Source organism: Streptosporangium sp. NPDC087985 (assembly GCF_044741965.1).
Classification (GTDB): domain Bacteria; phylum Actinomycetota; class Actinomycetes; order Streptosporangiales; family Streptosporangiaceae; genus Streptosporangium.
In genome coordinates this window covers 71,982-97,395 of sequence record NZ_JBIUTQ010000010.1, presented here as the reverse complement: position 1 = coordinate 97,395, position 25,414 = coordinate 71,982, and the positions used below count along the sequence as shown (strand labels likewise).

The following is a 25,414-nucleotide window of genomic DNA, read 5'->3' as shown; positions in this document are numbered from 1 at the left end:
GTGGGGGGGGGGGGGGGCGGGCGGGGGGGGGGGGGGGGGGGGGGCGGGGGGGGGGGGGGCGGGGGGGGGGGGGGCGGCCCCCCCCCCCCCCCCCCCGACGGGGGGTCAGCCCAGCCGGGCGATCGACTTGTACTCCAGGTAGGCCGACAGGCCCTCGGGGCCGAGCTCGCGGCCGAGGCCGCTGTTCTTGAAGCCGCCGAACGGGGAGCTGGTCTCGATCATGAAGAGGTTGACGCCGTAGGAACCGGTGCGCACCCGGCGGGCGATGTCCATACCGTGCTCGGTGTCGGCGGTCCACACCGTCCCGGCCAGGCCGTAGTCGCTGTCGTTGGCGATCCGGATCGCGTCGGCCTCGTCCTCGTAGGGGATCACTGCCAGGACCGGGCCGAAGATCTCCTCGCGCGCGATGCGCATCTCGTTGGTGGCCCCCGCGAAGACGGTCGGTGCGACGTACCAGCCCCGGTCGTGGGGGCGGTCCAGGCCGCCGACGACCGGCTTGGCGCCCTCGTCGATGCCGATCCTGATGTAGTCCTCGACCCGGTCCTGCTGCCGCTTGGCGACGAGGGGGCCGATGCCGGTCGCCGGATCGGCGGGGTCGCCGACCCGCATGCCCCTGACCATCCCGGCGACCGCGTCCACGACCTCGTCGTAGCGGTTGCGCGAGGCCAGGATGCGGGTCTGGGCGACACACGCCTGGCCGTTGTTCATCAGCGAGGCGATCGACAGGAAGCCCATCGCCGAGGGCAGGTCGCAGTCGTCCAGGATGATCGCCGCCGACTTGCCGCCGAGCTCCAGGGTGCACCGCTTGAGCTGCTCGCCGCAGATCGCGGCGATGCGCCGGCCGGCCGCGGTGGAGCCGGTGAAGGCGACCTTGTCCACGCCGGGATGGGAGACCAGGTGCTCGCCGGTCTCGCGTCCCGCAGCGACGATGTTGACGACGCCGTCGGGGATGCCCGCCTCCTTGACCATCTCGGCCAGGAGGTAGGAGTCGAGGGGGGTCTCGGGTGCGGGCTTCACCACGATCGTGCAGCCCGCGACGAGGGCCGGGGCCAGCTTGATCATGATGACGAACTGGGGGACGTTCCACGGGACCACGGCGGCGACCACGCCGACCGGCTCGCGGCGGACGGTCACCGAGCCGAAGGTGCCCGGCCGCTCCTCCTCGACGGGGAACGTCCTGCCGAGCTCGGCGTAGTACTGCAGCATGCCGAGCGGCTGCGGCGCCTGGGCCATCTGGGAGAAGGTGATCGGGGAGCCCATCTCCAGTGTGATGATCTCGGCCATCTCGGACTGGCGGGCCGCGTAGATCTCGGCGAGCCTGCCGACGACGGCGGCGCGCTCGGCCATCGTCATCCGGGGCCAGGGGCCGTGGTCGAACGCCTGGCGGGCGGCGGCCACCGCGCGGTCCATGTCGGCGGGGGTCCCGTCGGGGACGCGGCCGATGACCTCCTCGGTGTGGGGGGAGACGACGTCGATCGTCCCGGTGCCCGAGGGGGCCACCCAGTCGCCCCCGATGAACAGCGTGTCGTGCCGGCGCATGATGTGTTGCCTCCTGGTGGGCGGACCGGAGTCAGCATTTGAGCTAGTGCTTGCTTGGACAGTCTTCTCCTCGGGGGGGCGGGGCTCACAAGGTCCCCATTGATGAGACCGAATCATGTTCTGCTGGCAATGGCAAGGGGCGCGCCGTACGGCGAGATCGTCGCTGCGGCATTTGTTTAAGGCGTCGCAGACTGGTAGATAGTTCGTCAATGGTGCGTGGGTTCCCCCGTTCCGGTGGCGGTCATCAAGATCGCCTTCTATAGTTTCGCTCCGTCCATGAGGGGGCACCGGAGGTGAGCGGAGCGTGAGATCGACTCGTTCGACCACGCTGGGCGTCGTGCTCTCCCTGCTGCTGCTGATCCCGACCATGGCCGGAGCCGCTGTCCAGCGCGCCGCCAAGCCCGACCCCGAGGCCGAGCTCCGCAGGCTCACCCAAGAGGCGAGCCAGCTCAACAAGGACTACCGCGGCCAGGTGCAGAGCCTGGAGGAGACCCGGGTCCAGGCCGGCAAGGCCACCGCCAACGCCAAGAGCCTCAGGGCGGCGCTGGCCGCCGCCAAGATGGACATCGTCCGCTTCGCCCAGACCGCCTACATGGGCGGCGCCCTCGACGACACCAACCTGCTGAGCTTCGACGGCGACGCCGACAACGTGCTCAGCCAGGCCGCGACCATGTCCTACCTGGCCAGCCAGCGCGCCGCCCAGCTCAACCGGATCCAGTCACTGATCAAGAAAGCCAAGGTCGCCGAGAAGTCCGCCGAGGAGAAGATCGTCCGCCTCCAGAAGGACATCGCCGACCTGAAGAAGGACCGGGTCCGGATCGAGGGACTCCTGGCCAAGTACGGTTTCCAGACCCCCTCCGGCAGCGGCGGCCTGACCCCCCGCACGGTCGCCATGCGCAACCTCGTGCTGCAGTCCTTCCCGATGCCCTACGGCTACGGCTGCCTGCGCCCCGGCGACCCCGGCGACCACGGCAGCGGCCGGGCCTGCGACTTCATGATGAGCACCGGCGGCCAGTTCCCGACCGCCGACGCCAAGGCGCGCGGCGACCGCCTGGCCCAGTGGGCCATCACCAACGGCCCCCGGCTCGGGGTCATGTACATCATCTGGCAGCAGAGGTACTACGACGTCCGGACCGGCGCCGGCTGGAAGATGATGTCCAACCGAGGAGGCAACACCGCCAACCACATCGACCACGTCCACATCTCGATGTTCTGACTCAGCGCTCGCGCCGGCGCCGGACCTTACCGCCCACTCCGCCGAACAGCGCCAGGCCCCTCACCACAACCACTGGCGCCGACGGGTCGACGTCTGGGCTGCTGTGCACGTCGAAGCCGCCGAAGATGCCGACGCCGCGGCAGCGCACCTCCATCCCCTCGGGCACGATGATCTCGGCCCCACCGAAGATCGCGTTGATCGTGATCTCGACCTCTTTCGCCTCGAACTCGGCGCCGGTCAGGTCAAACCGCAGGCCGCCGAAGACGGCCAGCGCTTTGGTCCGCCGCCGCACTAGCCAGCGGCCCTTGCGCTCGGCACCGCCGAAGATGGCGACGATGTTCTCGGGCTTGGAGCTCGTACCCGGCAGGTGGGACACCGGGTCCGCGGCCGGACGGTGCCGATCGACCTGTAGGTCGCGGGTGAGGACCTCGAGCTCCCCCACGGTCTTGGCCTGGTAGAGGCTGTCCAGGCGCTCGGAGTACTCCTCGTGGCTCAGCTGACCGGTGCTCAGGGCTTCACCGAGCAGGGTGCTGACCTGCTCCCTATTGCTGTCCGAGGCGCGCAGGTGCGACATCTGGGAGTCCCTACGCTGAGGGGGATTTTCCATACTGGTCACGATAGTTCTCATTCATCCTGACGGAGAGCTTGCCAAGGGGTTCGGTCACGTCCAGCTCACCCCCGCCTCGGCGATGCCGCGCGGCCGGCCAGCCGGACGCCGGGTCTCCTCGCGCCGCTTGGTCGTCCTGCGCTTGGCCCCCTGACACCGCATCCAACGGTCCCGCGCCCGGCACTTGCGGCACAGGGACTGCCCCTCCTCCAAAAGCGCGCCGCACCCGCAGGCGGGGGTCTCGTCGGGTTGCGCCCACGGGCGTAATCCCTGCTCATCCCCATGATCGAGCTGTTTTCCCAGGCGACCCGTTGCGGCATCGGAGATCACCCAGATCTACGAGGGCAGGGCACACTCAGGGCACATGGGCGCGAGAAGCAGCGCGAAATGATAAGAACCAGTGAACGCCAAAAGCCCGGCTCGGAACGCCTGCTGGGAGATCACCGCAGGTCAGTCGCCATGACGGATCACATCTCGATGTTCTGAGCCGTCAGGCCGCTGACCTGTGGTGATTCCGTGATCAGAACTTCTTGGTGGTGGTTGTCCGACGGCTGACGTCGGCGGTATAGATCATCCGGCCACGCCCAGGACACGTCGTAACCGTCGGACAAGACCTATGCCATGACCAGTCGATACCCCAGATCGAGGTCGCCGCGGTCGAGTAGATCAGCATGGCGGCGGTGCCACAGGCCGGTGGCGAGGTCATCGGAGAGCCGCCGTATGGCGGCGCCGACATACGACTGGTCAAGCACCATCACAGCGGACATCGCTGCTCGAACGTCCGGATTCACATATGCCTCGGGGCGTTGCCAATAGGCGCCCGTGAAGCCGTCGGTGCAGTCGGCGGGGATGGGTACCGGGATCACATCGGTCGTGGCCCCCAGTTGCTCCAGCCCACGTCGGGTTTCGGCCAGCGTCGCGAGGCCACGCTCGCGCATGGCTATTTCCGGCAGATATTCTTCGACCAGCCAAAATCGCGAAGTGATGGACGGGTCCCAGGTAAGAATGGCCTGGCGGTAGGAGACTCTGCGTAGTTCCGCAAGCCCGGCCTGCAGGTCGGTCCAGTGGTGAACCGTGAGGATGGCCAAGCCGACGTCGAACGACCTGTCCGGAAGGGGGAGCTTCTCGGCGAACCCCTGTACGACAGAGGAGCCGAGCCGGGCGGACGCTGCTGGATCATCGTGCGGGACGGTTCAACCGCAAGCACCTCACGGTCTGCCGGCTCGTAGGAACCGGTACCCGCGCCCACGTTGACGACCGAACGCGCAGAACCAAGAGCAGCATCGATGATCTTCGCAATCCGAGGGTCGGGGCGCCGCTGGTGCACATATCCATTGCCAAGAAATGCGTAAGGGTCGTTTGCGGTGGTCACGGTTATCCTCTCCGGAGCCGGAATTTCGCTACGCGAATACTAGCGATGCCCTCCCGGAATTAAATGAGAGGGCGAGACCGCAGAATCCGGACGGGGTAATCGTCAGATGTCGACCTCGCCGAGCGAAGAGGCCTGCCCGGGCAGAGCCGTGGGCGTCGAGATGACGGCGGATTCTCCCGGCTGCAGTATTCGGTGCGCGCCGGGGGTGGCACCCGCGGCCCTGGGTGAACATCACTCCTTTGAGTGACGCGGACACTCCTCGCCTGCCCGCACAATTCTGTGCATGACTCAGAGCAGCGTCCTACAGGAAAGAAAGATCGGCCCGGTCCCCGCCCTTGATCTGGCCGTCGGGATCGGGCTGGCGGTCTGGGCCATCGGGCTGTCCTGGAGCCATGACGGGGTGACGGTTCCTCTCCTGCTGCTGGCGACCCTGCCCCTGGTCTTCCGCCGGGTGAACCCGCCCGCGGCGCTGGCCGCGACATTCGTCGGCGGCGTCGGGCTGTTCTTCAACGGGACCTATCCCACTCCCACGTCCAATCTCGCGGTCGCCATATCCGCTGCCGTCGCTTTCTACACGCTGCTCAGGCTTCTTCAGCGGGGGCAGGCCTGGGCGGTAACCGTGCTGGCCATGGCCGGGCTGTTCGGTCTGGGCATGTTCCTGATGTGGAGGATCGGGAGCTTTTTCGGCCCCGTTGTGATGGTTCATGGGGCCCAGGTCGCCCTCTGTATCGGCGGTGTCGCGCTCGCGGCCGACCTCGCCCGCGCCCGGGGCGAGGTCAAGGAGGTCCGGCAGGAGAGCGTGGACCAGATGATCGCCGCGCAGTGCGAGCAGGCCGCCATGGCCGAGAGGGCCAGGATCGCGCGGGAGATGCACGACATCGTGGCGCACTCCATCTCCAGGATCGCGGTGGAGGCCGAGACCGCCCCATACACGATCAAGGATCTCAGCGATCCCGCACGCGAAGGCTTCGAACAGATCGCGACCACTGCCCGCGAGACGCTGGTGGAGATGCGGCGGCTGCTCGGCGTGCTGCGCACCGACAGTGGGGTGGGCGGCGGCACCTCGCCGCAGCCGGGCCTGGCACGCATACCCGAGCTGCTGGAAGAGCACCGCAGGGCAGGGGGGACGGTTGATCTCGACATCATCGGCAATGCCATCCCGCTGCCCGCGGCCGTCGACCTGTCGGCGTACCGCATCCTGCAGGAGGCGCTGACCAACGTCCGCTCCCACGCGCCGGACGCGAATGTGCGCATCGAGCTCGCCTACCTGCAGGACACGCTGGCCATCAGGGTGAGCGACGACGGCCCCGGCCCTTCCCCGAGCACGGGTGGTCACGGCCTGATCGGGATGCGGGAGCGGGTGGTCATGCTGGGCGGCTGGCTCAACACCGGTGCGGCGCCCGAGGGCGGTTTCCTCATCGAGGCGGGCCTTCCGCTCCTGCAGGCGGAGGCGGCGGCGTGATCAGTGTTCTGGTCGCCGACGACCAGAAGAGCGTCAGGCACGGCTTCGCCGCAGTGCTGAACGCCCAGCCGGACATCACCGTCGTGGGCACCGCCGCCGACGGGGCCGAGGCGGTACGGCTGGCGAGGGAGTCCCGGCCCGACGTGGCGCTGATGGACATCAGGATGCCGGAGCTGAACGGCATCGAGGCGGTCCGCCAGATCGTCGCCGAGCTGCCTACCCGTGCCCTCATGATCACCACTTTCGACCTGGACGACTACGTGTACGACGCGCTCTCCGCGGGGGCGAGCGGGTTCCTGCTCAAGGACGTCAGGGCGAAGGATCTGGTGGAGTCGGTCCGGGTGATCGCTCGGGGTGACGCGTTGCTCGCCCCTCAGGTGACCAGGCGGCTGATCGCCGAGTTCGCCAGGCAGCGGCCCCGCTCGCACCCTCCTGTCGACCTCACCCCTCGCGAGCTCGAGGTGCTGCGGCTGATCGCGAAAGGTCTGTCCAACGCCGAGATCGCCGGAGAGCTGGTCGTCACCGAGCACACCGTCAAGACGCACGTCGCCCGGCTGCTGGCCAAACTCGGCCTGCGTGACCGGGCCCAGGCCATCGTCTACGCCTACGAGTCGGGCCTCGTCGTCCCCTACGCTTGAACGGACTTCCGATGCGGAGAGGCGGGGCCGGCAGGGCAAGTAGCCCTTTTAGTACGGCAGCTTCTGCCGGCTCCAGCTGTTGCCGTCCGGATCCTCGAAGGCCGGATAGGAGACAGTCGGCTTCCCGCTCGCGCTGAGCTCCGCAACCTCGCTGACCGCCACTCCCCGCTTCACGAGCGTAGAAGGCCTTTGCGCGGTCCGCCTCGATGCACCCTCATCGGAGGCTCCTACCGGCTGACCGTTGTGGTCTGTGCCTCCCCCGCCCTCTCGGACTACTGCATGGCAGGCATGGAGGCAGCCGCTGGTGCGGGAGATGGCGCTACGGCTGACTTCCAGCGCGCTGTGTGACGCAGACTTTCTGGATACTGCTGCCCATTTCGCGGACACCATCCATCCTGCTGTGCGACCTGACGCTGATTTTCTATGCTTGCGTGACCGGTTCGAGAAGCAACGCATGGCCCTGTTGGAGGGCCGTCTCGCACCAGCGCCGGTCCTCCGGGTTCGGTGAGGATCGCAACACCGCCCGGCTGGACAGCGGCGTACTGTACGTGACCCCAGCACCGGCCCTCCGGGGCCGGTGAGGATCGCAACGGCGGGTTGGGGAACAGGGCCATGGACAGGAGCTGCCAGCACCGGCCCTCTGGGGTCGGTGAAGGAGGTTCGCCAGCTTCAGACGGCTTTGCCCAACCGGTGGAGGCCCATGGACATTGTGCGGAAGGGTCGCGACTCCTCGGCCTCTCCACCGCCAAAGCAATGATGAGCTAACTTATAATAAGTTTACTTATCATTGACGGAGACGCATAGCGTCCTGCCGACGATCGCGAACGGCAACCACACGCAGGGCAGGGTCGCGGGGAGTACGGTGGCCCCGCCGGAGCAGGCGCGATAGGTCGCGTTGGGTGGGGTGATGCCCTCCTGGCCGTGTTTTCGGCGTTGCGGGGTGAGCGCGGCCGGTGCGTTATCCGATCCGATGATCCACGATGCCGTCGTCGCCTCCACTGGCCGACGGGCTCGGACGGTCGGGGGAGGTGCTACTCTGGACTCAGTTGCAGTTGTGGTACCCATGAAACTCTGTGTGCGCCTGACGGGATGTAACCCTCAGGTGCATTTTTGTTTGCCGGTCATCTCCGGATGGGCTCATTGCGGCGACGCGTAATCCGTGCAGTGCGGATTACGGTTTTGCCACCTATCGAAGGAGATCGACATGGCGACTGGCACCGTGAAGTGGTTCAACGCAGAAAAGGGCTTCGGCTTCATCGAGCAGGACGGCGGCGGCGCTGACGTCTTCGCCCACTACTCCAACATCGCCACCCAGGGCTTCCGCGAGCTGCAGGAAGGCCAGAAGGTGTCGTTCGACGTCACGCAGGGCCAGAAGGGCCCGCAGGCCGAGAACATCGTTCCCGCCTGACACAGGCTCACGCCACGCGGCCGGCCGGGGCCCGCACCTGAAAAGGTGCGGGCCCCGGCCTGTTTTCGTAGGCCGTACGGCGGGCGGCCCTTCCGGCGGGGAGTTCGGCTACGTCCCCGAGCCTGTCGGACGGATGGCCGCCTCCCCGCAGCTGCTCAAGGGATTTCTGACGGCCAACGCCCTCTTTGAGCAGACCACCCGTTGCGGGACTTCGCCTGGGACGGCGACGTCGTCTAGCGTGCGCTGTCCGGCCGGTGTCCGGGGCCGCGGAGTGGAGTAGGTCAGGCCGGGGGTTCAGGGTGGAATTTCCTTACATTTGATGCTTCATGTGCCATGCCACGCGATACCATGTCTCCCCCTCTGGGCACTCTCTGTGTCGTGCGCTCGGATGCGAGCGGACACCGCCATTGCCTCCGCTTCCATCGGCCGGGCGCAGCTCAGGGGGAGGGACTGCAGATGATCACTCTGAACAACGGCGTCTCCATGCCGCGGCTCGGCTTCGGCGTGTTCCAGGTGCCCGAGGAGGAGACCGCCCGGACCGTGACCACCGCCCTCGAAGCCGGTTACCGGAGCATCGACACCGCCGCGGCCTACGGCAACGAGCAGGGTGTGGGCCAGGCGCTGGCCGCCTCCGGCCTGCCCCGTGAGGAGCTGTTCGTCACCACCAAGGTGTGGAACAGCGACCAGGGCTACGACCCCACCCTCGCCGCCTTCGACACGAGCCTCGCCAAGCTGGGGCTGGACCAGCTCGACCTGTATCTCATCCACTGGCCCACCCCTGCCATGAACCTGTACGGCGAGACCTGGAAGGCGATGGAGAAGCTTCTGGCCGACGGCCGCGTCCGCGCCATCGGTGTGTCCAACTTCCAGCCCGCCCACCTGATGCGTCTCATCGAGGCCGGCGGCGTGGTCCCTGCGGTCAACCAGATCGAGCTCCATCCGGCACTGCAGCAGGCCGAGCTGCGCGACTTCCACGCCCGGCACGGCATCGTCACCGAGGCGTGGAGCCCGCTGGCCCAGGGCGGCGTGCTCAGGGACCCGGTGATCACCGAGATCGCCGGACGGCACGGCAGGTCCCCGGCCCAGGTCGTGCTGCGCTGGCATATCCAGCTGGGAAACGTCGTGATTCCCAAGTCGGTCACCCCGGCACGGATCAAGGAGAACATCGACGTCTTCGACTTCGTCCTCACCGACGAGGACATGGAGGCGATCGCCCGGCTGGACCGCGGTGCCCGCACCGGTCCGGACCCCGACACCTTCAACGGCTGAGCGGCGACGGCGCCCTCTATCTGGTAGGGCGCGGTGGCCGTACCCCACAGGGACACCCTGACCTCCCGATGGCATGAGTGTCACTCATGTTAATCTTCGGCGCGCCCGTGTAGGAGATGATGGAGTGATGACGGATGTTTCCGGGGGGACGTTACGTCGCCGCCCCGCCCAGCGGCGCAGCCTGGAACGGGTCGGACGCATGCTGGACGAGTGCGCGCGGCTGCTGGACGAGGCGGGATACGAGGCGCTGACCACCAAGGAGGTCGCGCGGCGCGCGGAGGTGCCGATCGGCACCTTCTACCAGTTCTTCCCGGACAAGCAGGGGCTGGTGCGGGCGCTGGCGCTGCGCAACCTGGAGGCCTTCCTCACCCGGGTCACCGCCCGGCTCTCGGCCGTACGGCTCTCGGACTGGACCGAGATGGCGGACCTGGCGATCGACGAGTTCGTCGCGATGAAGCGGTCCACCCCGGGGTTCGCCGTCGTCGACTTCGGCGAGGTGCTGTCCTCGCCGGGCGGCCCTGCACTCAAGGGGACCGAGCGGATGCTCGACGCCGCGCTGGAGAACAACGTCATCGTGGCCGACCGGCTCCGCGCGATCGCCGTCGAGCTGCTCGGCGCCCCGATCGGACCCGCCCTGGACCGGGCCCTGGTCGTCGCGGTCGAGGCCGCCGACGCCGTGCTCAAGCTCGCCTTCCGTTCCTGTCCCGGCGGGGATCCCGAGCTGATCGCCGAGTGCAAGCGCCTGGTCCGCCGCTACCTCTCCGACCACCTGCCCCAGGGGTGAGGGGCCTTCTCCTGGTAACTCCGTGTCAGAACGTAGATCTCCACTTGACCCGGAGCGGACTCCAGATGGGATGCTTCCCATCGTGAGTGTGTACACGCCGGGACAGGTGGTGGAGGAGACCGGTTTCAGCCTCGACACCCTGCGTTATTACGAGCGGATCGGGTTGTTGGAGCCGATCGGCCGCAACGCGGCAGGGCAGCGCAGGTTCACCCAGGACGACGTCGGCTGGCTCGGCATGATCCGTTGCCTGCGGGACACCGGGATGCCGATCGCGGAGATGCTCCGTTTCGCGGAGCTGGTCCGGGCCGGCGACCACACGATCCGTGACCGGATCGCCCTGCTCGAAGCCCACGACCGGCGGGTGCGGACCCAGGTGGCCAATCTGCGCGAGAAGCAGACGGCGATCCAGAACAAGATCGACTATTACCGCGCGGTGGCTGAGTAGAAGCCGTACGGCCGCTTTGCCCCCGGGGGGTCCGCCCTTTTCGGTCCGGCTGTTAGACCGGTAGACCAGCGACCGGCAGCGGGATCGGGGGAGGGGCTCATGGCCGCCGCACCACGGGCGCGCCGGATCAACATCCCCCTCCGGCGCGTCACTCTGGTATGCGGGGCCATGCTGTTCGTCCTCCTCGCGAAGGTGACCTACATCCAGGCGTTCTCCTCCGTCCGGCTCGGCGAGGATCCGCGCAACCACCGGATGATGATCGCTCGGTTCGACGGCCCGCGCGGCGAGATCATGCTCCGCGACGGCACCGTCATCGCGGCCAGCCGCGACAACGGGGCCGGCCTGTTCAGATATCGGAGGGTCTATCCCCAGGGCCCGCTCTACGCGCCGGTGACCGGACACATCTCGCTCTACGGCGAATCCGGCCTCGAAAAGGCCGAGGACGCCGTGCTGTCCGGAAGGGATCCCTATGTGAGGGTGCGTTCACTGGTGAACGGCATCGACAGGGGGGCCACGCTCGAACTCACCATCGACGGGCGGGCGCAGCTCGCCGCCTATGAGGCGCTGCGCGCCACCGGGCGGCCCGGGGCCGTCGTCGCGATCAATCCCAACACCGGTGCGATCCTGGCGCTGGCCTCCTTCCCCTCCTACGACCCGAACGTCTACACGACCTTCGACAGCGCCCAGCTCGACAGCGTGGACACGCGGCTGCGGGGCGATCCCGGCAACCCGCTGCTGAACAGGGCGCTCCAGCAGAGCTACCCGCCGGGTTCCGCTTTCAAGGTCGTCACGAGTGCCGCCGCGCTCAGTTCGGGAAAGTACAGCCCGGCCGCCAAGGTCGACGCGCCCGTCGAGCTCCGTCTCCCCGGCACCGACACCTATCTGCGCAACTCCGGCGGATCGACCTGCGGCGACGGTGATCCGCCACTGGCCTACGCCTTCAAGGTCTCGTGCAACACCCCGTTCGCGAAGATCGGCCTCGAACTCGGCCAGGGCGCGCTGCGCAAGCAGGCCGAGGCATTCGGGTTCAACGCCGACGACCTCACCGTTCCCCTGCCCGTGGCCAGGAGCGTCTACCCGCAGGGGATGAACCGGGCGCAGACCGCGATGTCGGCGCTGGGACAGTTCGACGACCGGGTCACCCCGATCATGATCGCGATGATCTCGGCGGCGGTCGCCAACGACGGCGTGCTGATGCGTCCCTATCTCGTGGCGGAGGCACGTCTCGCCGACGGTACGGTGATCCGCGACGCCGAGCCGGCGCGGTATCGCCGTGCGCTCGACAAGGACGAGGCCAACCGGCTCACCGCGATGATGGTCACGGTCACCCGGCCCGGCGGCACCGGCGAGGCCGCCGTTCTCCCGGGCATCGATGTCGCGGCCAAGACCGGCACCGCCGAGAACACCGCCGTCGGGCGGGATCACGCGGTCTTCACCGGCTTCGCCCCGGCGGCCAAGCCCCGGGTGGCCGTGGGGGTCCTCGTGGAGGGCGGCGGGGCCGGCGGCCAGGTGGCGGCCCCCATCGCGAAGGCCGTCATGCGTGCCCTGCTGGAAGACTCCGGCTGACGGGAGCCGTACGGGCTCGTGGTACGGCACGGCCTCGGCCGGTCCGGTGCTCAGGCCGAGTAGGCGCGGGCCTGCAGGCCGTAGAGGTCGGCATACAGGCCGTCGATCTCCATGAGCCGGCTGTGGGTGCCCTCCTCGGCGACCTTGCCGTGGTCCAGCACGTAGATCCGGTCGGCGTAACGGACGCTGGCCAGCCGGTGGGTGATCAGCAGGACGGTGCGGCCGTCGGCATGCCGCCGGATGCGCTCGAAGAGAGCGTGCTCGGCGCGGGCGTCGAGGGCGGCGGTGGGCTCGTCGCAGATCAGCAGCGGAGCGTCCCGGTGGAAGCCGCGGGCGATCGCGATCCGCTGCCACTGACCGCCGGACAGCTCCTGGCCGTCCTTGAACCGCCGGTCGAGCAGCGTGCCGTAACCGTGGGGGAGCTCGGCGACGACCTGGTCGGCGCCCGCCACCTCGGCCGCCGAGATCAGCGCGGCCTCTCCCTTGTCGGTGCCCATGCTGATGTTGTGCCTGGCGGTGAGCGGCCAGCGCGTGTGGTCCTGGGCGATGACCGCGATGTGTTGCCGGAGCTGGTCGGGGTCGACGTCGGCCAGATCGGTGTCGTCCCACCGGACGTGCCCGCTGTCCGGCATGTAGAGACCTGACAGGATCTTGGCCAGCGTCGTCTTGCCCGAGCCGTTCTCCCCGACGAGGGCGATCACCTCGCCCCGGTCGATGCGGATCGAGACTCCCTGGAGCGCGGGGGTACTGGAGCCGGGGTAGGTGAAGACGACGTCCTCGGCGGTGATCCGCTCGAACGTCTCGGGGGCCTGCCCGGAATGCCCCGACCGCACCCGGCCCTCCGCGTCGGCACAGAAGTCGAGGAAGTCGGTGAAGTAGAGGCCCTCCTCGTAGAGGCGGTTGGTGGCGAACATGAGGTTGGCCAGATACATCTGGCCTGACCGGATTGCCAGCACGGCTGTGCCCGCCACCGCCAGAGGCACCGCCCCCAGGGCGAGCAGCACGCCGAGGGTGACGTAGACGAGGGCCGTCCCGATCCCGCCGAGCGCCTCACCCACGACCTTCGTGAACGTCTGCCGCCGCGCCAGGTTCAGCAGGATGGACTGTTCGGCGGTGGCGACGGCGTCGTACATCCGCATCAGGAAGCCCCGCATGGTGAACGAGCGCACCTCCGCGGCCGCTCCACGTTCCGCCAGCAGCTCCCCGATGATCCATTTGCGGCGGCTGGCGGGGATCAGGGCGTACATCGTGGTGTAGCGCATCCGGGCCGAGCGGATCGCGGCCCAGGCGTCCGGCAGCACCGCCAGCACCAGCAGCGGCACGAGCACGGGGTGGAGCACCCCGAGCACGCCCGCCGCCGCGATGATCCCGATGATCGCCGTCAGCACGTTGATGGTCGTGCCGACCACCACATCCGCCATGGCCACCCCGCGTGACCTGGCGCGCTGGAGCGCGTCGTGGAAGTCCGGATCGTCGAACGCGGCCAGGCCGACCTGGCTGGTCAGCCCGTACAGCCGCTCCTCGGCGATCCGGCTGACCTGGGGATCCAGCCGGGACTGCGCCCACCCCGCGCCCGCCTGCATCAGCGTGCGCAGCGTGCCCGCCGCGCCCACCAGGAGCAGGCTGGGCAGGGCGGCCACGACCCGCTCCGGAGTCGGCCCCGCCTCGAACAGGGCCGACAGGACGCCGGTGGTGGCCAGCAGCCCGAACGCGGTGAACACGCCGGCGAGCAGGCTCAGAGTGATCGCGATGACGGTGTCACGGGGGCCGGCCAGCCATGCCAGCCGTACGGCCTGCGACACCAGCGCGGGCAGCCGGCGCGCGATGGTCAGGAAACCGATGCCGGTCAACGTGCCGACGTGGGCATGCCAGTCGGAGAGGCTGAGCTCGCCGAGATCGGGAGCGGGTTCGGGGGAGGTGCCCTCCGCGGTCGCGGTGGGGGAAGCAGGTTCCGGGGGAGTGTCCGCCATGGGTGCAGTGTGAGACGTCGCACCGACATTCCGCTATCGGATGGCCGCGGACGGTCACGGGCGCGGCCGGGTAATCCGAGCGTGCGAAATAGGGCTAAGCCTGGGCACGGAGCGGTAATTGGTGCCACACTTTCGGTGACGGCCAGCCCGCGACCTCCCCCAAGAGCCGATGACACAGGACACCGCGCACGTGCCCCTTCCCGGTGGTACCGCCCTTACCGGTGGCAATCTTCCTCTCGAACCCAACGCCTTCGTCGGCCGCGAGGGTGATGTGGAAGAGCTCGTCGAGTTGCTGGGCGTCGCCAGGCTGGTGACCCTGTGCGGGGCGGGTGGCATCGGCAAGAGCAGGCTGGCGATCCGGGTGGCCGCCCAGGTGGCGGAGGAGTTCCCCGGGGGCGTCTGGCTGGTGGAGCTGGCGGAGGCGGTGCGCGGCGACCTGATCGCGCCCAGGGTCGCCGCCGTGCTCGGGGTGAAGGCCGAGCCGTCGCGCCCGCTGGCCGACACGCTGATCGACGCGCTCGGTGACCGGAACCTGCTGCTGATCATCGACAACTGCGAGTCGCTCATCGACGAGTCGGCCCGGTTCTGCCGGGCGGTGCTCACCGTCTGCCCGGGTGTGCGGGTGCTCACCACCAGCCGGGAGCCACTGCGGGTGGCGGGGGAGACCGTGTGGCGGGTGCCGCCGCTCACGCTGCCCCGGGCCGGCGTCCACGACCTCGCCGGCAGCGAGGCCATGCGGCTCTTCGTCGACCGTGCCGCCGCCGCCTCGCGCGGCTTCACCGTCACCGACCAGAACACCGGCGACATCGCCAGCCTGTGCGAGGCGCTCGACGGGATGCCTCTCGCCATCGAGCTGGCCGCCGCGCTGTGCAGGGTGCTGACGGTGGAGCAGATCCACGCCCGGCTCAGGGACCGGTTCCGCCTCCTGTCCACCGGCGACAGGATGGCCCCGGCCAGGCACCAGACGCTCCGCGCGACCGTCGACTGGAGCTACCAGCAGCTCAAGGAGCCCGAGCGGACCCTCCTGCGCCGGCTGGCGGTGTTCACCGGGGGATGGACGCTGGACATGGCCGAGCAGGTCTGCGCGGGCGACGGCCTGTGGGCCGACGACGTCCTGAGCGTGCTCTGCGACCTGGTCGACAAGTCCCTGGTGCTGGCCGACGCGGAAGTCGCCGGTGAGACGCGCTACCGGATGCTGGAGACGATCCGCCAGTACGCGGCCGAGCAGCTCGACACCTCCGGCGAGGAGGCCGCGCTGAGGCGGCGACACCGGGATCACATGATCGAGATCGCCGGTCGCATCCACCAGACCATCGTCCGGCGTCCCCGTCCGACCTGGGCGGAGATCTGCCCGATGCTCGTCCTGCTGGACGAGCTGCAGGCCAACGTGTGGGCGGCGGTGCGCTGGTCGGCCGAGGCGGACGATCCGGAGAGCGCACTGAGCCTGCTGGTCCTGCTCCGCTGGCCGATCATCGCCGGGGGCAGGTTCACCCCCGCCGACGAGTGGCTGGACCGACTCCTGGCGGAGAAGTCGGCGGACCTGACGCCGAGCGTGCGCGCGAACGCTCTCGTGCTGCGCGGGCAGGTGGCCTTCGGGCAGGGGGACCCCGGCACCGCGCAGGTCGCCTGCGCGGCTGCCGCCGAGCTGTGCCGGAAGACGGGCCTGCACGGACCGCTGAGCGGGGCGCTCGCCATCCTCGCCTGGGTGGCCATCTACCAGCGCCGGCCGGAGAGAGCCAGATCCTTCCTGGACGAGGCGCTGGAGGCCGTGCACAGGGTCGACGACCCGTGGCACGAGATGGTGATCCGCTCCATGGAGGGGACGTTCGCGCTGTCCGAGGGACGGGCCAAGGAGTCGCGGCGCTCCTTCGAGGCCGCCCTGGCCATCGCGCACGAGCTCGACAACCACTGGGCCGCCCCGGTCGCGCTCATCGGCCTGGCGCAGGTCGCCTGGCTGCGAGGTGATCTGGCGGAGGCCCGTGCCTACTACGAGCAGGCCCTCGACCTGCTCCAGGACATCCCCGCCCACTGGCAGACCATCACCTGCCTGTCGGGCCTGGGCCGTATCGCCCTGGCCCAGGGCGACCTCGCCACCGCGCGCGTCAGGCTGATCGAGAGCCTGCGGCTGTGCCAGGGGACAGGCCAGCGGCTCGGCGTGGCCCGGCGGATCGAGACGCTCGCGCAGCTCGCGCTGGCCGAGGAGGACGACCGTCGGGCGGTGCGCCTGGCGGGGGCCTCCGCCGCGATCCGGAGCGCGATGAGCGGTTCCGTTCTGCCGTCCGGCTTCGGCGCGCGGATGGAGGAGCTGCTCCAGCCCGCCCGGATGCGGCTCGGTGAGGCGCTGGTCGCCCAGCTCTGGGCGCACGGGCAGGAGATGTCCCAGGAACAGGCGGTCAGCTACGCGTTGCAGGGTGACGAGCAGTCCGACGCGCCCCCGACGGCGGGCAGGCACCCGGTCGCCGCCCCGCTCACCACGCTCACCGGCAGGGAGTGGGAGATCGCCGAGCTGATCGCCAGGGGGTTGAGCAACAAGGCCATCGCCGACGAGCTGGTGATCAGCCCCGCGACCGCGGCCCGGCACGTGGCCAACATCCTGGCCAAGCTCGGCTTCTCCTCACGCACCCAGGTGGCCACCTGGGTCATCGAGCAGAACCGCAGCTGAGACGCCCCTGCTACACATCGTGTCTACACATCAGGGGCCGCATAGATACATCTCGGGATACGCACTCCGGAGCATGTGCCGGGGCTGCCGCCCGCCGTACGTTTCCCTGGTGTTCGACCGACGACGCCCAGCCTTCCGCACCGCGCTCGCCGTAGTGACGGCCCGGTACGGGCAGGCCCACACCATCCCCGGCGTCTCGGTCGAGCACACCGGGGACGTCGCGTGTCCTTCCCTACGGTTGAAGTCTCCTCGGAGGGGTGGGGACTGAAGGCCACGGGTCACGCGGCAGCGGGCTCGAGTCGCGCAGGGCTCGAGCCCGCCTTCCGCGGAGGGATGGATGTTCGAATACACACCCATCTACATATATCTGTCGATGCTCGGACGGAGAGGCCGGCCGTACCGTCGGCCGAATGAGACCCTCCTCGTCCATCAAAGGCACCGTCACCGACGCGGTGTTCGGCTGCGCCTACGAGCGGGGTGACCGGCCCGCGCTGATCGATCTCGACGCGGGAGTGGTGTACGGCTACCGCCGTCTGGTCAATGAGGTGACGAGGGGAGCCTCGGGGCTGGTCAGGCGGGGTGCCCGGCGGCGCCAGGTGGCGGGGATCCACGTCGACAACGCCGCCGCGCAGACCCTGGCGGTGCATACCGTCATCGCGGCCGGCGGGGTGGCGGCCCCGGTCGTGTTCGGAAGTGGTGAGATGGCCAGGCTGCTGGGCCGATGGGATGCCCGGCTGCTCATCACGACCCCGGAGCTGGCGGAGGTGTCGCTGCAGGCCGCGGAGGACTCCAGGGTCCGGCAGGTGATCGCCTTCGGCCAGGCGCGCGACACCGTCGACTTCGCCGACCTGCTGCTGCTCGAACCCGGCCCGCTGCCGCTGTTCGATCCGGCCGTCCAGCCCGCCCTACTGACCGAGGAGGAGGGCCTGCTCACCCATCAGGACCTGGTCGTGCGCATGCACGAGCTGGACAAGCTCGCCGTGCTGGAGAAGTCGGACGTCCTGCTGGTGACCTGGCCCCTGACGGGCAGCACCCTGGCCATGACGACCCTGGTCGGGCTGGGGCTGATGCGCGGTGCCCTGGTCGTGGTGGCTCCCGGGCTCTCTCCCCTCGAACTGTCGGAGACCATCCACGATTTCGGCGTCACCGTCATGGCCCTGCTCGACGGAGCGGTTCAGCGCGTTTAGGCCCCGTCCCGCCGGAGGCGGAGGATCCAGGGGGCGGCGCCGGGATGCGGAGACGTTATTCGCGCACACCTTGACGTCGCTCGGTGCCAAGTGGGTTGATTGCTTTGCTGACAACGTTGTCACTTGCTCGGGGGACCTTGTGAAACCTCGACCCCGAAGGGACGGGAAGATATGCGACGACGGTGGATGGCGGCTGTCGCGGTCACCGTGGCAGGCCTGCTCACCCTGACCGCCTGTGGTGACGGCGACGGTGCCGCGCAGAGCCCTCAGGCTGACACCAAGAAGAAGGTCGAGGTCTTCTCCTGGTGGACCGGGCCCGGGGAGGCCGACGGTCTGAAGGCCATGAAGGAGATCTTCGAGAAGCAGAACGGCGGCCTGGAGTTCTTCGACGCGGCCGTGGCGGGCGGCTCCGGCGACAAGGCGCGCGCCCTGCTGGCCACCAAGTTGCAGGCCGGCACCCCGCCGGACACCTTCCAGGGGCACGCGGGCGCCGAGCTGCAGGGCTACATCAAGGCCGGGCAGTTGGAGCCGGTCAACTCCCTCTACGACGAGCTCAAGCTGAAGGAGGTCTTCCCGCAGCAGCTGATCGACCAGATCAGCGTGGACGGGAAGATCTACTCGGTCCCGGTGAACATCCACCGCTCCAACGTGATGTGGTTCAACCCCGCCGTGCTGAAGGAGGCGGGCGTCTCCGAGGTGCCCACGACGATCGAGGAGTTCGTCGCGGCCCTGGAGAAGATCAAGAAGACGGGCAAGGTCCCGCTCTCGGTCGGCTCGGAGTGGACGATGGTGCACCTGCTGGAGAGCGTGCTGCTCGGCTCGCTCGGCACCGACGCCTACAACCAGCTGTGGACCGCGAACTCCGACTGGTCCGGCCCGGCGATGACCAAGGCGTTGAACGACTTCAAGACGGTCCTGTCCTACGCCGGAGACCCGGCCGACGACTGGCAGCCCGCGGCCAAGCAGGTGGCCGACGGTGAGGCCGGGTTCACCATCATGGGTGACTGGGCCTATGGCTACTTCCACAACCCGCCGGACGGCGGCCTGGGCAAGACGTCCAAGACCGACTTCGACTGGGCGCCCTCGCCCGGCACCGGCGGCACCTTCATGTGGCTGTCGGACAGCTTCACGCTGCCCAAGGGCGCGCCGAACCACGACGGGGCGCTGGCCTGGCTGAAGGTCGCCGCGAGCAAGGAGGGCCAGGACGCCTTCAACCCCAAGAAGGGCTCCATCCCGGCCCGTAAGGACGCCGACACCTCCCTCTACACCGACTACCTCGCCGACGCGTTGAAGGACTGGGGCGGCAACAAGCTCGCCGGGTCCATCCAGCACGGCGTCGTCGTCAACGACGCCTGGCGGGTGTCGATCAACGAGGCGGTCGGCCTGTTCCACGCGGACAAGGACGTGGCGGCGCTCCAGGCCTCGCTGGCCGAGGCCGCGAAGAACTCGGGCCAGTGATATCCGGTACGGCCCGCGGTGACGCGGGCCGTACCTCGCCCAACCCGGAGAAAGGGTGTCAGTGACACGGGTGCGCAGGTGGCTGCCGGGGTTGCTGCTGGTCACGCCGTCGATCATCGCCATCGCGGTCTTCGTGTACGGCATGCTGGGCTGGAACTTCAGTCTGGCCATGACCGACAGACACGACGAGATCTCCGAGGGGAGCTTCGTCGGCCTGGAGAACTTCGTCACGCTCTGGGATCAGAAGCGGTGGGGCATCTCGGTCAACCACGCGATCGTCTTCACCGTCGTGTTCGTGTTCGGGGCGCTGGCGCTGGGCTGGCTACTGGCGTTCCTCATGGAGAAGGGGATCAGGGGAGAGGGGACCTTCCGGGCGATCTACCTGTTCCCGATGGCGATCTCGTTCGTGGCGACCGGAGTGGTCTGGCGCTGGCTGATGAACTCCGGCCAGGACGAGCGGGCGGTGGGGTTGAACCGGCTGTTCGACAGCCTGGGCCTGGACTTCCTGCAGTGGGGGTGGTTCCGGGACCCGGACTGGGGGATGGCGGCCATGGCCATCCCGGCAATCTGGCAAATGTCTGGATATGTCATGGCGCTGTTCCTGGCGGGTTTCCGGGGCGTCTCCGAGGACCTCCGGGAGGCCGCCCGGGTGGACGGCTGCACCGAGTGGCAGGTCTACCGGCATATCGTGCTGCCGCTGCTCCGTCCGGTGACCCTGTCCGCGCTGATCATCCTTGGGCACATCTCGCTCAAGGTCTTCGATCTGATCGTCGCGGTCTCCGGCAAGCAGATCATCACCGACGTCCCCGCGGTGTTCATGTGGGTCGCGGTCTTCGACTCCCACGATCCGGCCAAGGGCGCCACCATCGCGTCCTACATCGTGCTCGCGGTGAGCGTGTTCGTCATCCCCTACCTGGTCTGGACCCTTCGCAAGGAGAGGCGTTCATGACGGTCACCGAGACTCAGGCCCCTCCCTCCCGGGTACAGGACCCGGGTGAGCGGGCCAGGCGGCGGGCGGGCTGGACGCGCGGGGTCCGGCTGACGCTGCTGGTCGCCTTCGTAGTGATCTTCCTGATCCCGATCTACGTGCTGCTGGTCACCAGCTTCAAGCCGCTGACCGAGGCCGACCCCGGCCGGGCCTGGGCGCTGCCCGAGGTGTGGACGGCACAGCCGTGGCGGGTGGCCTGGGAGAAGCTCGCACCCGGCATCTGGAACAGCGTGCTGCTGGCCGTACCCGGTGCGCTGATCTCCGCCGTCCTGGGCTCCATGAACGGCTACGTGCTGTCGAAGTGGCGCTTCCCCGGCGCCGACGTGCTGTTCACGCTGTTCCTGTTCGGCATGTTCATCCCCTACCAGGGGGTCATGATCCCGCTGGTCCAGCTCCTGGTGAAGCTCAACGAGATCACCCAGTCCGTCACCGGGGTGTCCGGTGTCTTCTACGGTGCGATCCCGGGGCTGCTCCTGGCGCACGTGGTCTACGGCATCCCGATCTGCACGCTGATCTTCCGCAACTACTACGTCACCATCCCGGACGAGCTCATCGAGGCCGCCCGGGTGGACGGCGCGGGGATGCTGCGGACCTACTGGTCGGTGGTGCTGCCGGTCTCCGGGCCCGCCTTCGCGGTAGTGATCATCTGGCAGTTCACCTCAATGTGGAACGACTTCCTGTTCGCCGTCTTCCTCACCGGCCCGCAGAGCTGGCCCACGACGGTCATGCTCAACAACATCGCCGGTGCCCAGACCGTCCCCTACAGCCAGCAGATGGCCGCGGCCCTGCTCGCCTCGGTCCCCACGATGCTCGTCTACGTCCTGCTGGGCCGGTTCTTCATGCGCGGCCTCATGGCCGGTGCGCTGAAGGGCTGAGCGTTCACGGCCGGTCCTCCGGAGGGCCCGACCGTTCACGGTCGCGGCGCCGGATGAGCGGCCGGGGCGCCGGAGCTCACCAGGGAGTCGCCCTGGGCGGGGTCGCGGCCATCCTCTGCTCCCTCGCCCTGCACCGGTACCTCAGGCCCGAGGTCTCCAGCGACGTGCCCCGTTACGAGAACAGTGGGCGACTGCCCTGATCGAGGTCCGTTGACGCGTTTCCCGGCGGCATCCCCTGCGGGGGAGGCAAAGTTCTCGTTAAACGGCGTTACAGGTCACGCGGGGCGGGGACGGCTGGCGGTACGTCGTGATTCGTGGAGGATGCCATGGCCCAGAAAACCGCCACCGCCTCGGACGGCAGAGCGGGTAACCGGGCAGGCGAGAGACAGCGACCGCATATCAGCGTGCCGGTGATCGGCGAGCTGACCCTGCCGCCATCGGATCTCCTCGTCTTCTATGCCGCGCTGGGCGTGCTGAGCGCCTTGGAGATCATTGAATGGCCCGTCGCGCTCGTCGTCGGGGTAGGTCACTTCCTGGCCGAGCAGCATCACGCCCGCTTCCTTCGGGAAGTCGGGCAAGCGGCCGAAGCGGCGTAGCCCAGGGGGCAGGGCTCCGACCTTCCGTCGATCGACGCAGCCCCGGATCAACGTCGGCCGGTCATGTTCAGCGGCGTGGTGTGCGGATCTTCGCCGTCGGTGAACGCGGTTACGCCTCCAGTGAATCCGATGGGCCGATGGCTCCGCTGAGGCCAGGCTTGTCCGGTATGAAGCTTCTTGTGCTGGGTGGAACGCATTTCGTGGGACGGGCCGTCGTCGAGACGGCACTGATACGGGGAGACGAGGTCACCACGCTCAACCGGGGGACGGGCGGGCCCGCTGCGGCGGGGGTGGAGCCGATCATCGCGGACCGGACCGATCCCGAGGCACTGCGCCGGGCTCTCGGCAACCAGGAGTGGGACGCGGTCATCGACACCTGGAGCGGGGCGCCGCGGGTGATCCGTGACTCGTGCGGGCTGCTCGCCGATCGGGCCGGCCACTACGGATACGTGTCCAGCCGATCGCTCTACCGATGGCCGATACCGATCGGTGCCGACGAGGACGCCCCACTGGTCGAGGGCGATCCGGACGAGGACCACGCAGAGGACTACGCCGCAGCCAAGCGCGGCGGTGAGCTCGCCGCCATCCAGGCGTTCGGTGATCGAACCCTGCTCGCCCGCGCCGGACTCGTCATCGGCCCCTACGAGAACGTGGGACGGCTGCCCTGGTGGCTGCGCCGTATCCAGCGCGGCGGGCGGGTCCTGGCGCCCGGGGACCCGGCCCGTCCGCTCCAGTACATCGATGCCAGGGACCTGGCGGCGTGGATGCTCACCGCCGCCGAGCGCGGGATCGGCGGCGCTTTCAACACCGTCAGCCACCCCGGGCACACCACCATGGGCGAACTGCTCGAAACGGCGGTGAAGGTGATCGGCTCAGACGCCGAGCTGGTCTGGACGGCTCCCGAAGTGATCGAGGAAGCGGGCATCAGCCCGTGGGTCGAGCTGCCGATCTGGTTGCCGGACGACGCCGAGTACGGCGGCCTGCACAGCGGAGACGTCTCCGCCGCCCACAACGCGGGGCTCACCTGCCGTCCGGTCCAGGCGACGGTCGCGGACACCTGGGCCTGGCTCCAGACCGAGGGCGATCCGCGACTCCGATCCGACAGGCCTCACGTCGGGCTCGACCCCGCCAAGGAGAGGCGGGTACTGGACCGGCTCACCTGACCGGATTTCGGACCGTAACCCTGGCCCGAAAATCGGGTTCACGTCCAGTGTTGGGCGGATCTTCGCCGTCGGGGCCGGCTGCTCACCGAGGGGGAGCCTCGCCCTTGGCGTTGCATTCGGTAATGGTGATCGCGAGCAGAGGTAGCATCCGCCCGGGGATGGAGCCTGATGGGGTTGCGCCGATCTGTGTGGCGCCCATGGCCAGGTAGAACGGCTCGGCGTTCGGATCTGCGTCGATGGTGAGACGCGCGAAGCCGAGGTTTGCCGCGGTAGCGGTGGCATGCTCGAACAGGCGTCGGCCGACGCCCTGGCCGATGGCGTCCGGTTCGACGAAGAGCATGCCCAAGGTCCCTCTCAGCGGCCGGGGTCTGAGCTGGGTGGATCTCCTGGCAACCGCATGGGGAACCCATCAGGACCACGAGGCGGGCGGGGCGGTCTGGTTCCGGCTCGCCCAGGACAGGCCGCCGATCCGGTAGTGCCCGCCTCGCAAGCGGGGCGCGACGGCGCGTTGACTCCCTTTCCGGTTGCCTTCCCACCACGGCCGGACAGGTCTCCTGTGCCACTGTGAAGTTCTGGCGATCAACGGACCCAGCTATCGAACATCGAGATCTTGACTCTGGTCGCCTACGCCGAGGCGCTGGGCGGGGAGTTGGATGTGCCCATCGACGTGCTGGTTTGAATTAAAAGTGACTAGCGCTGGAGTGGGATCTTCGACAAGCTGAAGCGGTGAGTGTTCCTGCGACCGGCGTACGCCTGCCCTGGCCTGCTGTGCCCGACAAGATCCGTCGGGCCATCGAGACTCACCTGGGTGCGTCAGTGATCGAGGCGGTGACGCAGAGCGGCGGGTTTTCGCCGGGCGCTGCCGTACGGCTGAGGCTGGCGGACGGGCGGCGTGCGTTTGCCAAGGCCGTCGGGCCCGAGCCGAACCCGCTCACCGCGGACATTTACCGGGCCGAAGCTCAGATTGCAGCCGCGCTTCCCGCGGACGTGCCTGCCCCGAAGCTGTTGGCGTGGTTCGACTCCGATGGTTGGGTGGCGCTGCTGTTTGAGGATGTGGACGGTCGGCCGCCTGCCGACCCGTGGCGTGCGGATGAGCTCGATCGAGTGCTGGCCGCTCTGGGCCGGTTGGCTAGCGCGCTGACTCCCTCCCCGGTTGCCGCTCCGTCGGCGGAGCGGCGGTTTGGTAAGCCGTTCCAGAGCTGGCGGCGGCTGGTCGCGGCCCGGGACGCGGGCGAGGACGACTTGGCTGGGCTGGATCCGTGGGCTGTGCGTCATCTGGACGCGCTGGCCGACCTGGAGGCGGGCTGGTCAACAGCGGTCAAGGGGAACAGCTTGGTGCATGGCGATATGCGGGGGGACAATCTGCTGCTTACTCCCGATGAGGTGATAGTCGTTGACTGGCCGTCGGCGTTCGTCGGGGCGCCCTGGTTCGACCTGCTGGGGATGCTGCCCAGCGTGCGGATGCAGGGTGGTCCGCCGTCGGAGGAGGTCTTCGTCGCTCATCCGGTCGGGCGGGCCGCTGACCCGACTGCGGTGACCTCGGTCTTGGCGGCACTGACCGGGTATTTCGTTCGGCAGTCCCGCCGGCCCGCCCCGCCGGGACTGCCTACGGTCCGTGCTTTCCAGGGCGCCCAGGGTCAAGCGGCGCTGGAGTGGCTCCGTGAACGCACGGCCTGGGCTTGATCCGTGAAGAATCCGGTTAACCTTGGCCGTGCCCGGTGATCAGCCAGCGACCGCCGATCCGGTTCAGGAAGAACCTCTCGCTGTAGGAGCCGTCGTCGCCGGTGTAGAACTCGCACTGCTCGAAGGTGTAGCTCACCGGCACCCGTACGCACCGTCGGATGTCACCGCAGGTCTCCGCCTCGGGCTCGCCGACCTTCACGTCGGTCAGGCTGGTCCAGTTGGTGAAGTTGCTTCCCGGGTCCAGGAACTCGGCTTCGTACTGCGGGCTGCGGCGATCCCACATCGACCGGCCGGTCTTCTTGTCATGACCCGCCACCGCTCGCATGTAGGTCCGAACGATCTCGGCCGGTGAGGCGTCCTTGGGCGGCGGCGCCACGTGACGCACCTCGACCCCCTCCCCGCACGCTCCACAACCGGTCGCCAACCAGGTGGGACTGAGCAGGAGAGGGAGCAGGAGTAGCAGCCGGACTCTCTTCATCGCAATCCCCGATCGTCGGCAGGCACTCACAGCCACCCACGAGGGCGG

The 25,414-nt window shown here is 68.7% G+C and carries 25 protein-coding genes and 1 pseudogene; 19 read left to right on the top strand and 7 right to left on the bottom strand.

Features of this window, described 5'->3' with window-relative positions; translation table 11 throughout:
* Positions 1 to 105: 105 nt before the first annotated feature.
* Positions 106 to 1,539 carry an aldehyde dehydrogenase gene (locus tag ACIN94_RS19840; protein ID WP_400707976.1) on the bottom strand — a complete coding sequence of 478 codons (1,434 nt, stop codon included), beginning with the start codon at positions 1,537 to 1,539 and terminating at the stop codon, positions 106 to 108.
* 304 nt (positions 1,540 to 1,843) lie between these two features.
* Between ACIN94_RS19840 and ACIN94_RS19835 the strand changes: the two genes are divergently transcribed.
* The gene (locus ACIN94_RS19835; protein ID WP_400707974.1) at positions 1,844 to 2,755 is read left to right on the top strand and encodes a coiled-coil domain-containing protein; all 912 of its coding nucleotides are present in this window, start codon (positions 1,844 to 1,846) and stop codon (positions 2,753 to 2,755) included.
* Position 2,756: 1 nt separating this feature from the next.
* On the opposite strand, the gene ACIN94_RS19830 is transcribed toward ACIN94_RS19835, so the two are convergent.
* Positions 2,757 to 3,362: a DUF1707 domain-containing protein gene (locus ACIN94_RS19830; protein ID WP_400707972.1), complete on the bottom strand. Its 606-nt coding sequence runs from the start codon at positions 3,360 to 3,362 to the stop codon at positions 2,757 to 2,759.
* Positions 3,363 to 3,644: 282 nt separating this feature from the next.
* On the opposite strand from ACIN94_RS19830, the gene ACIN94_RS19825 reads away from it, so the two are divergent.
* A complete protein-coding gene (locus ACIN94_RS19825) occupies positions 3,645 to 3,848 on the top strand; it encodes a hypothetical protein (protein WP_400707970.1) in 204 nt (67 codons plus the stop codon).
* Positions 3,849 to 3,976: 128 nt separating this feature from the next.
* Here the strand turns inward: ACIN94_RS19825 and ACIN94_RS19820 are convergent.
* Positions 3,977 to 4,501, bottom strand: a pseudogene (locus ACIN94_RS19820) (class I SAM-dependent methyltransferase); the annotation flags it as partial.
* A 516-nt stretch (positions 4,502 to 5,017) separates the two neighbouring features.
* Here ACIN94_RS19820 and ACIN94_RS19815 point away from each other — a divergent pair.
* Both ACIN94_RS19815 and ACIN94_RS19810 read left to right on the top strand, forming a co-directional pair.
* Positions 5,018 to 6,196, top strand: coding sequence for a sensor histidine kinase (locus ACIN94_RS19815; RefSeq protein ID WP_400707968.1), 1,179 nt, complete (start codon positions 5,018 to 5,020; stop codon positions 6,194 to 6,196).
* Positions 6,193 to 6,834: a response regulator gene (locus ACIN94_RS19810; protein ID WP_400707966.1), complete on the top strand. Its 642-nt coding sequence runs from the start codon at positions 6,193 to 6,195 to the stop codon at positions 6,832 to 6,834. The genes ACIN94_RS19815 and ACIN94_RS19810 overlap by 4 nt, the downstream gene beginning before the upstream one ends.
* A gap of 48 nt (positions 6,835 to 6,882) precedes the next feature.
* On the opposite strand, the gene ACIN94_RS19805 is transcribed toward ACIN94_RS19810, so the two are convergent.
* Positions 6,883 to 7,008, bottom strand: a complete 126-nt coding sequence (locus ACIN94_RS19805) for a hypothetical protein (RefSeq protein ID WP_400707964.1) — start codon at positions 7,006 to 7,008, stop codon at positions 6,883 to 6,885.
* Between the two features lie 1,030 nt (positions 7,009 to 8,038).
* Here ACIN94_RS19805 and ACIN94_RS19800 point away from each other — a divergent pair.
* From ACIN94_RS19800 to ACIN94_RS19780, 5 genes are all read left to right on the top strand, one after another.
* Complete coding sequence (locus ACIN94_RS19800) at positions 8,039 to 8,242, top strand: cold-shock protein (RefSeq protein WP_037915390.1); 204 nt, start codon at positions 8,039 to 8,041, stop codon at positions 8,240 to 8,242.
* 456 nt (positions 8,243 to 8,698) lie between these two features.
* Positions 8,699 to 9,511 (top strand): aldo/keto reductase, encoded by an 813-nt coding sequence (locus tag ACIN94_RS19795; protein WP_400707961.1) that lies wholly within the window; start codon positions 8,699 to 8,701, stop codon positions 9,509 to 9,511.
* Between the two features lie 127 nt (positions 9,512 to 9,638).
* A complete protein-coding gene (locus ACIN94_RS19790; RefSeq protein ID WP_400707959.1) occupies positions 9,639 to 10,295 on the top strand; it encodes a TetR/AcrR family transcriptional regulator in 657 nt (218 codons plus the stop codon).
* A 70-nt stretch (positions 10,296 to 10,365) separates the two neighbouring features.
* Positions 10,366 to 10,740, top strand: a complete 375-nt coding sequence (locus ACIN94_RS19785; RefSeq protein ID WP_400707957.1) for a MerR family transcriptional regulator — start codon at positions 10,366 to 10,368, stop codon at positions 10,738 to 10,740.
* Between the two features lie 99 nt (positions 10,741 to 10,839).
* On the top strand, positions 10,840 to 12,306 hold the full coding sequence (locus tag ACIN94_RS19780; RefSeq protein ID WP_400707955.1) for a peptidoglycan D,D-transpeptidase FtsI family protein: 1,467 nt from the start codon (positions 10,840 to 10,842) through the stop codon (positions 12,304 to 12,306).
* Positions 12,307 to 12,356: 50 nt separating this feature from the next.
* On the opposite strand, the gene ACIN94_RS19775 is transcribed toward ACIN94_RS19780, so the two are convergent.
* Complete coding sequence (locus ACIN94_RS19775) at positions 12,357 to 14,276, bottom strand: ABC transporter ATP-binding protein (protein ID WP_400707953.1); 1,920 nt, start codon at positions 14,274 to 14,276, stop codon at positions 12,357 to 12,359.
* A gap of 169 nt (positions 14,277 to 14,445) precedes the next feature.
* Here ACIN94_RS19775 and ACIN94_RS19770 point away from each other — a divergent pair, with 169 nt between their 5' ends.
* The 8 genes from ACIN94_RS19770 (at position 14,446) to ACIN94_RS19735 (ending at position 23,205) form a co-directional block, all read left to right on the top strand.
* Positions 14,446 to 16,938 carry an ATP-binding protein gene (locus ACIN94_RS19770; RefSeq protein ID WP_400707951.1) on the top strand — a complete coding sequence of 831 codons (2,493 nt, stop codon included), beginning with the start codon at positions 14,446 to 14,448 and terminating at the stop codon, positions 16,936 to 16,938.
* A gap of 410 nt (positions 16,939 to 17,348) precedes the next feature.
* Complete coding sequence (locus ACIN94_RS19765) at positions 17,349 to 18,125, top strand: AMP-binding protein (RefSeq protein ID WP_400707949.1); 777 nt, start codon at positions 17,349 to 17,351, stop codon at positions 18,123 to 18,125.
* Between the two features lie 171 nt (positions 18,126 to 18,296).
* On the top strand, positions 18,297 to 19,583 hold the full coding sequence (locus tag ACIN94_RS19760; protein ID WP_400707947.1) for an ABC transporter substrate-binding protein: 1,287 nt from the start codon (positions 18,297 to 18,299) through the stop codon (positions 19,581 to 19,583).
* 61 nt (positions 19,584 to 19,644) lie between these two features.
* The gene (locus tag ACIN94_RS19755) at positions 19,645 to 20,532 is read left to right on the top strand and encodes a carbohydrate ABC transporter permease (RefSeq protein WP_400708144.1); all 888 of its coding nucleotides are present in this window, start codon (positions 19,645 to 19,647) and stop codon (positions 20,530 to 20,532) included.
* Positions 20,529 to 21,446, top strand: a complete 918-nt coding sequence (locus ACIN94_RS19750; protein ID WP_400707945.1) for a carbohydrate ABC transporter permease — start codon at positions 20,529 to 20,531, stop codon at positions 21,444 to 21,446. Before ACIN94_RS19755 ends, ACIN94_RS19750 begins: the two co-directional genes overlap by 4 nt.
* A gap of 53 nt (positions 21,447 to 21,499) precedes the next feature.
* The gene (locus tag ACIN94_RS19745) at positions 21,500 to 21,646 is read left to right on the top strand and encodes a hypothetical protein (RefSeq protein WP_400707943.1); all 147 of its coding nucleotides are present in this window, start codon (positions 21,500 to 21,502) and stop codon (positions 21,644 to 21,646) included.
* A gap of 126 nt (positions 21,647 to 21,772) precedes the next feature.
* Complete coding sequence (locus tag ACIN94_RS19740) at positions 21,773 to 22,042, top strand: hypothetical protein (protein WP_400707941.1); 270 nt, start codon at positions 21,773 to 21,775, stop codon at positions 22,040 to 22,042.
* Between the two features lie 167 nt (positions 22,043 to 22,209).
* Positions 22,210 to 23,205, top strand: a complete 996-nt coding sequence (locus ACIN94_RS19735) for an NAD-dependent epimerase/dehydratase family protein (protein WP_400707939.1) — start codon at positions 22,210 to 22,212, stop codon at positions 23,203 to 23,205.
* Between the two features lie 82 nt (positions 23,206 to 23,287).
* On the opposite strand, the gene ACIN94_RS19730 is transcribed toward ACIN94_RS19735, so the two are convergent.
* Positions 23,288 to 23,545 (bottom strand): GNAT family N-acetyltransferase, encoded by a 258-nt coding sequence (locus ACIN94_RS19730; RefSeq protein WP_400707937.1) that lies wholly within the window; start codon positions 23,543 to 23,545, stop codon positions 23,288 to 23,290.
* On the opposite strand from ACIN94_RS19730, the gene ACIN94_RS19725 reads away from it, so the two are divergent.
* A complete protein-coding gene (locus ACIN94_RS19725; RefSeq protein ID WP_400707935.1) occupies positions 23,544 to 23,681 on the top strand; it encodes a hypothetical protein in 138 nt (45 codons plus the stop codon). The two genes, ACIN94_RS19730 and ACIN94_RS19725, sit on opposite strands and share 2 nt — an antisense overlap.
* 292 nt (positions 23,682 to 23,973) lie before the next feature.
* Entirely contained in the window at positions 23,974 to 24,888 is a 915-nt protein-coding gene (locus tag ACIN94_RS19720) for an aminoglycoside phosphotransferase family protein (RefSeq protein WP_400707933.1), read from the top strand.
* 16 nt (positions 24,889 to 24,904) lie between these two features.
* Here the strand turns inward: ACIN94_RS19720 and ACIN94_RS19715 are convergent, their stop codons facing one another.
* Entirely contained in the window at positions 24,905 to 25,366 is a 462-nt protein-coding gene (locus ACIN94_RS19715; protein ID WP_400707931.1) for a hypothetical protein, read from the bottom strand.
* Between the last annotated feature and the right edge of the window lie 48 nt (positions 25,367 to 25,414).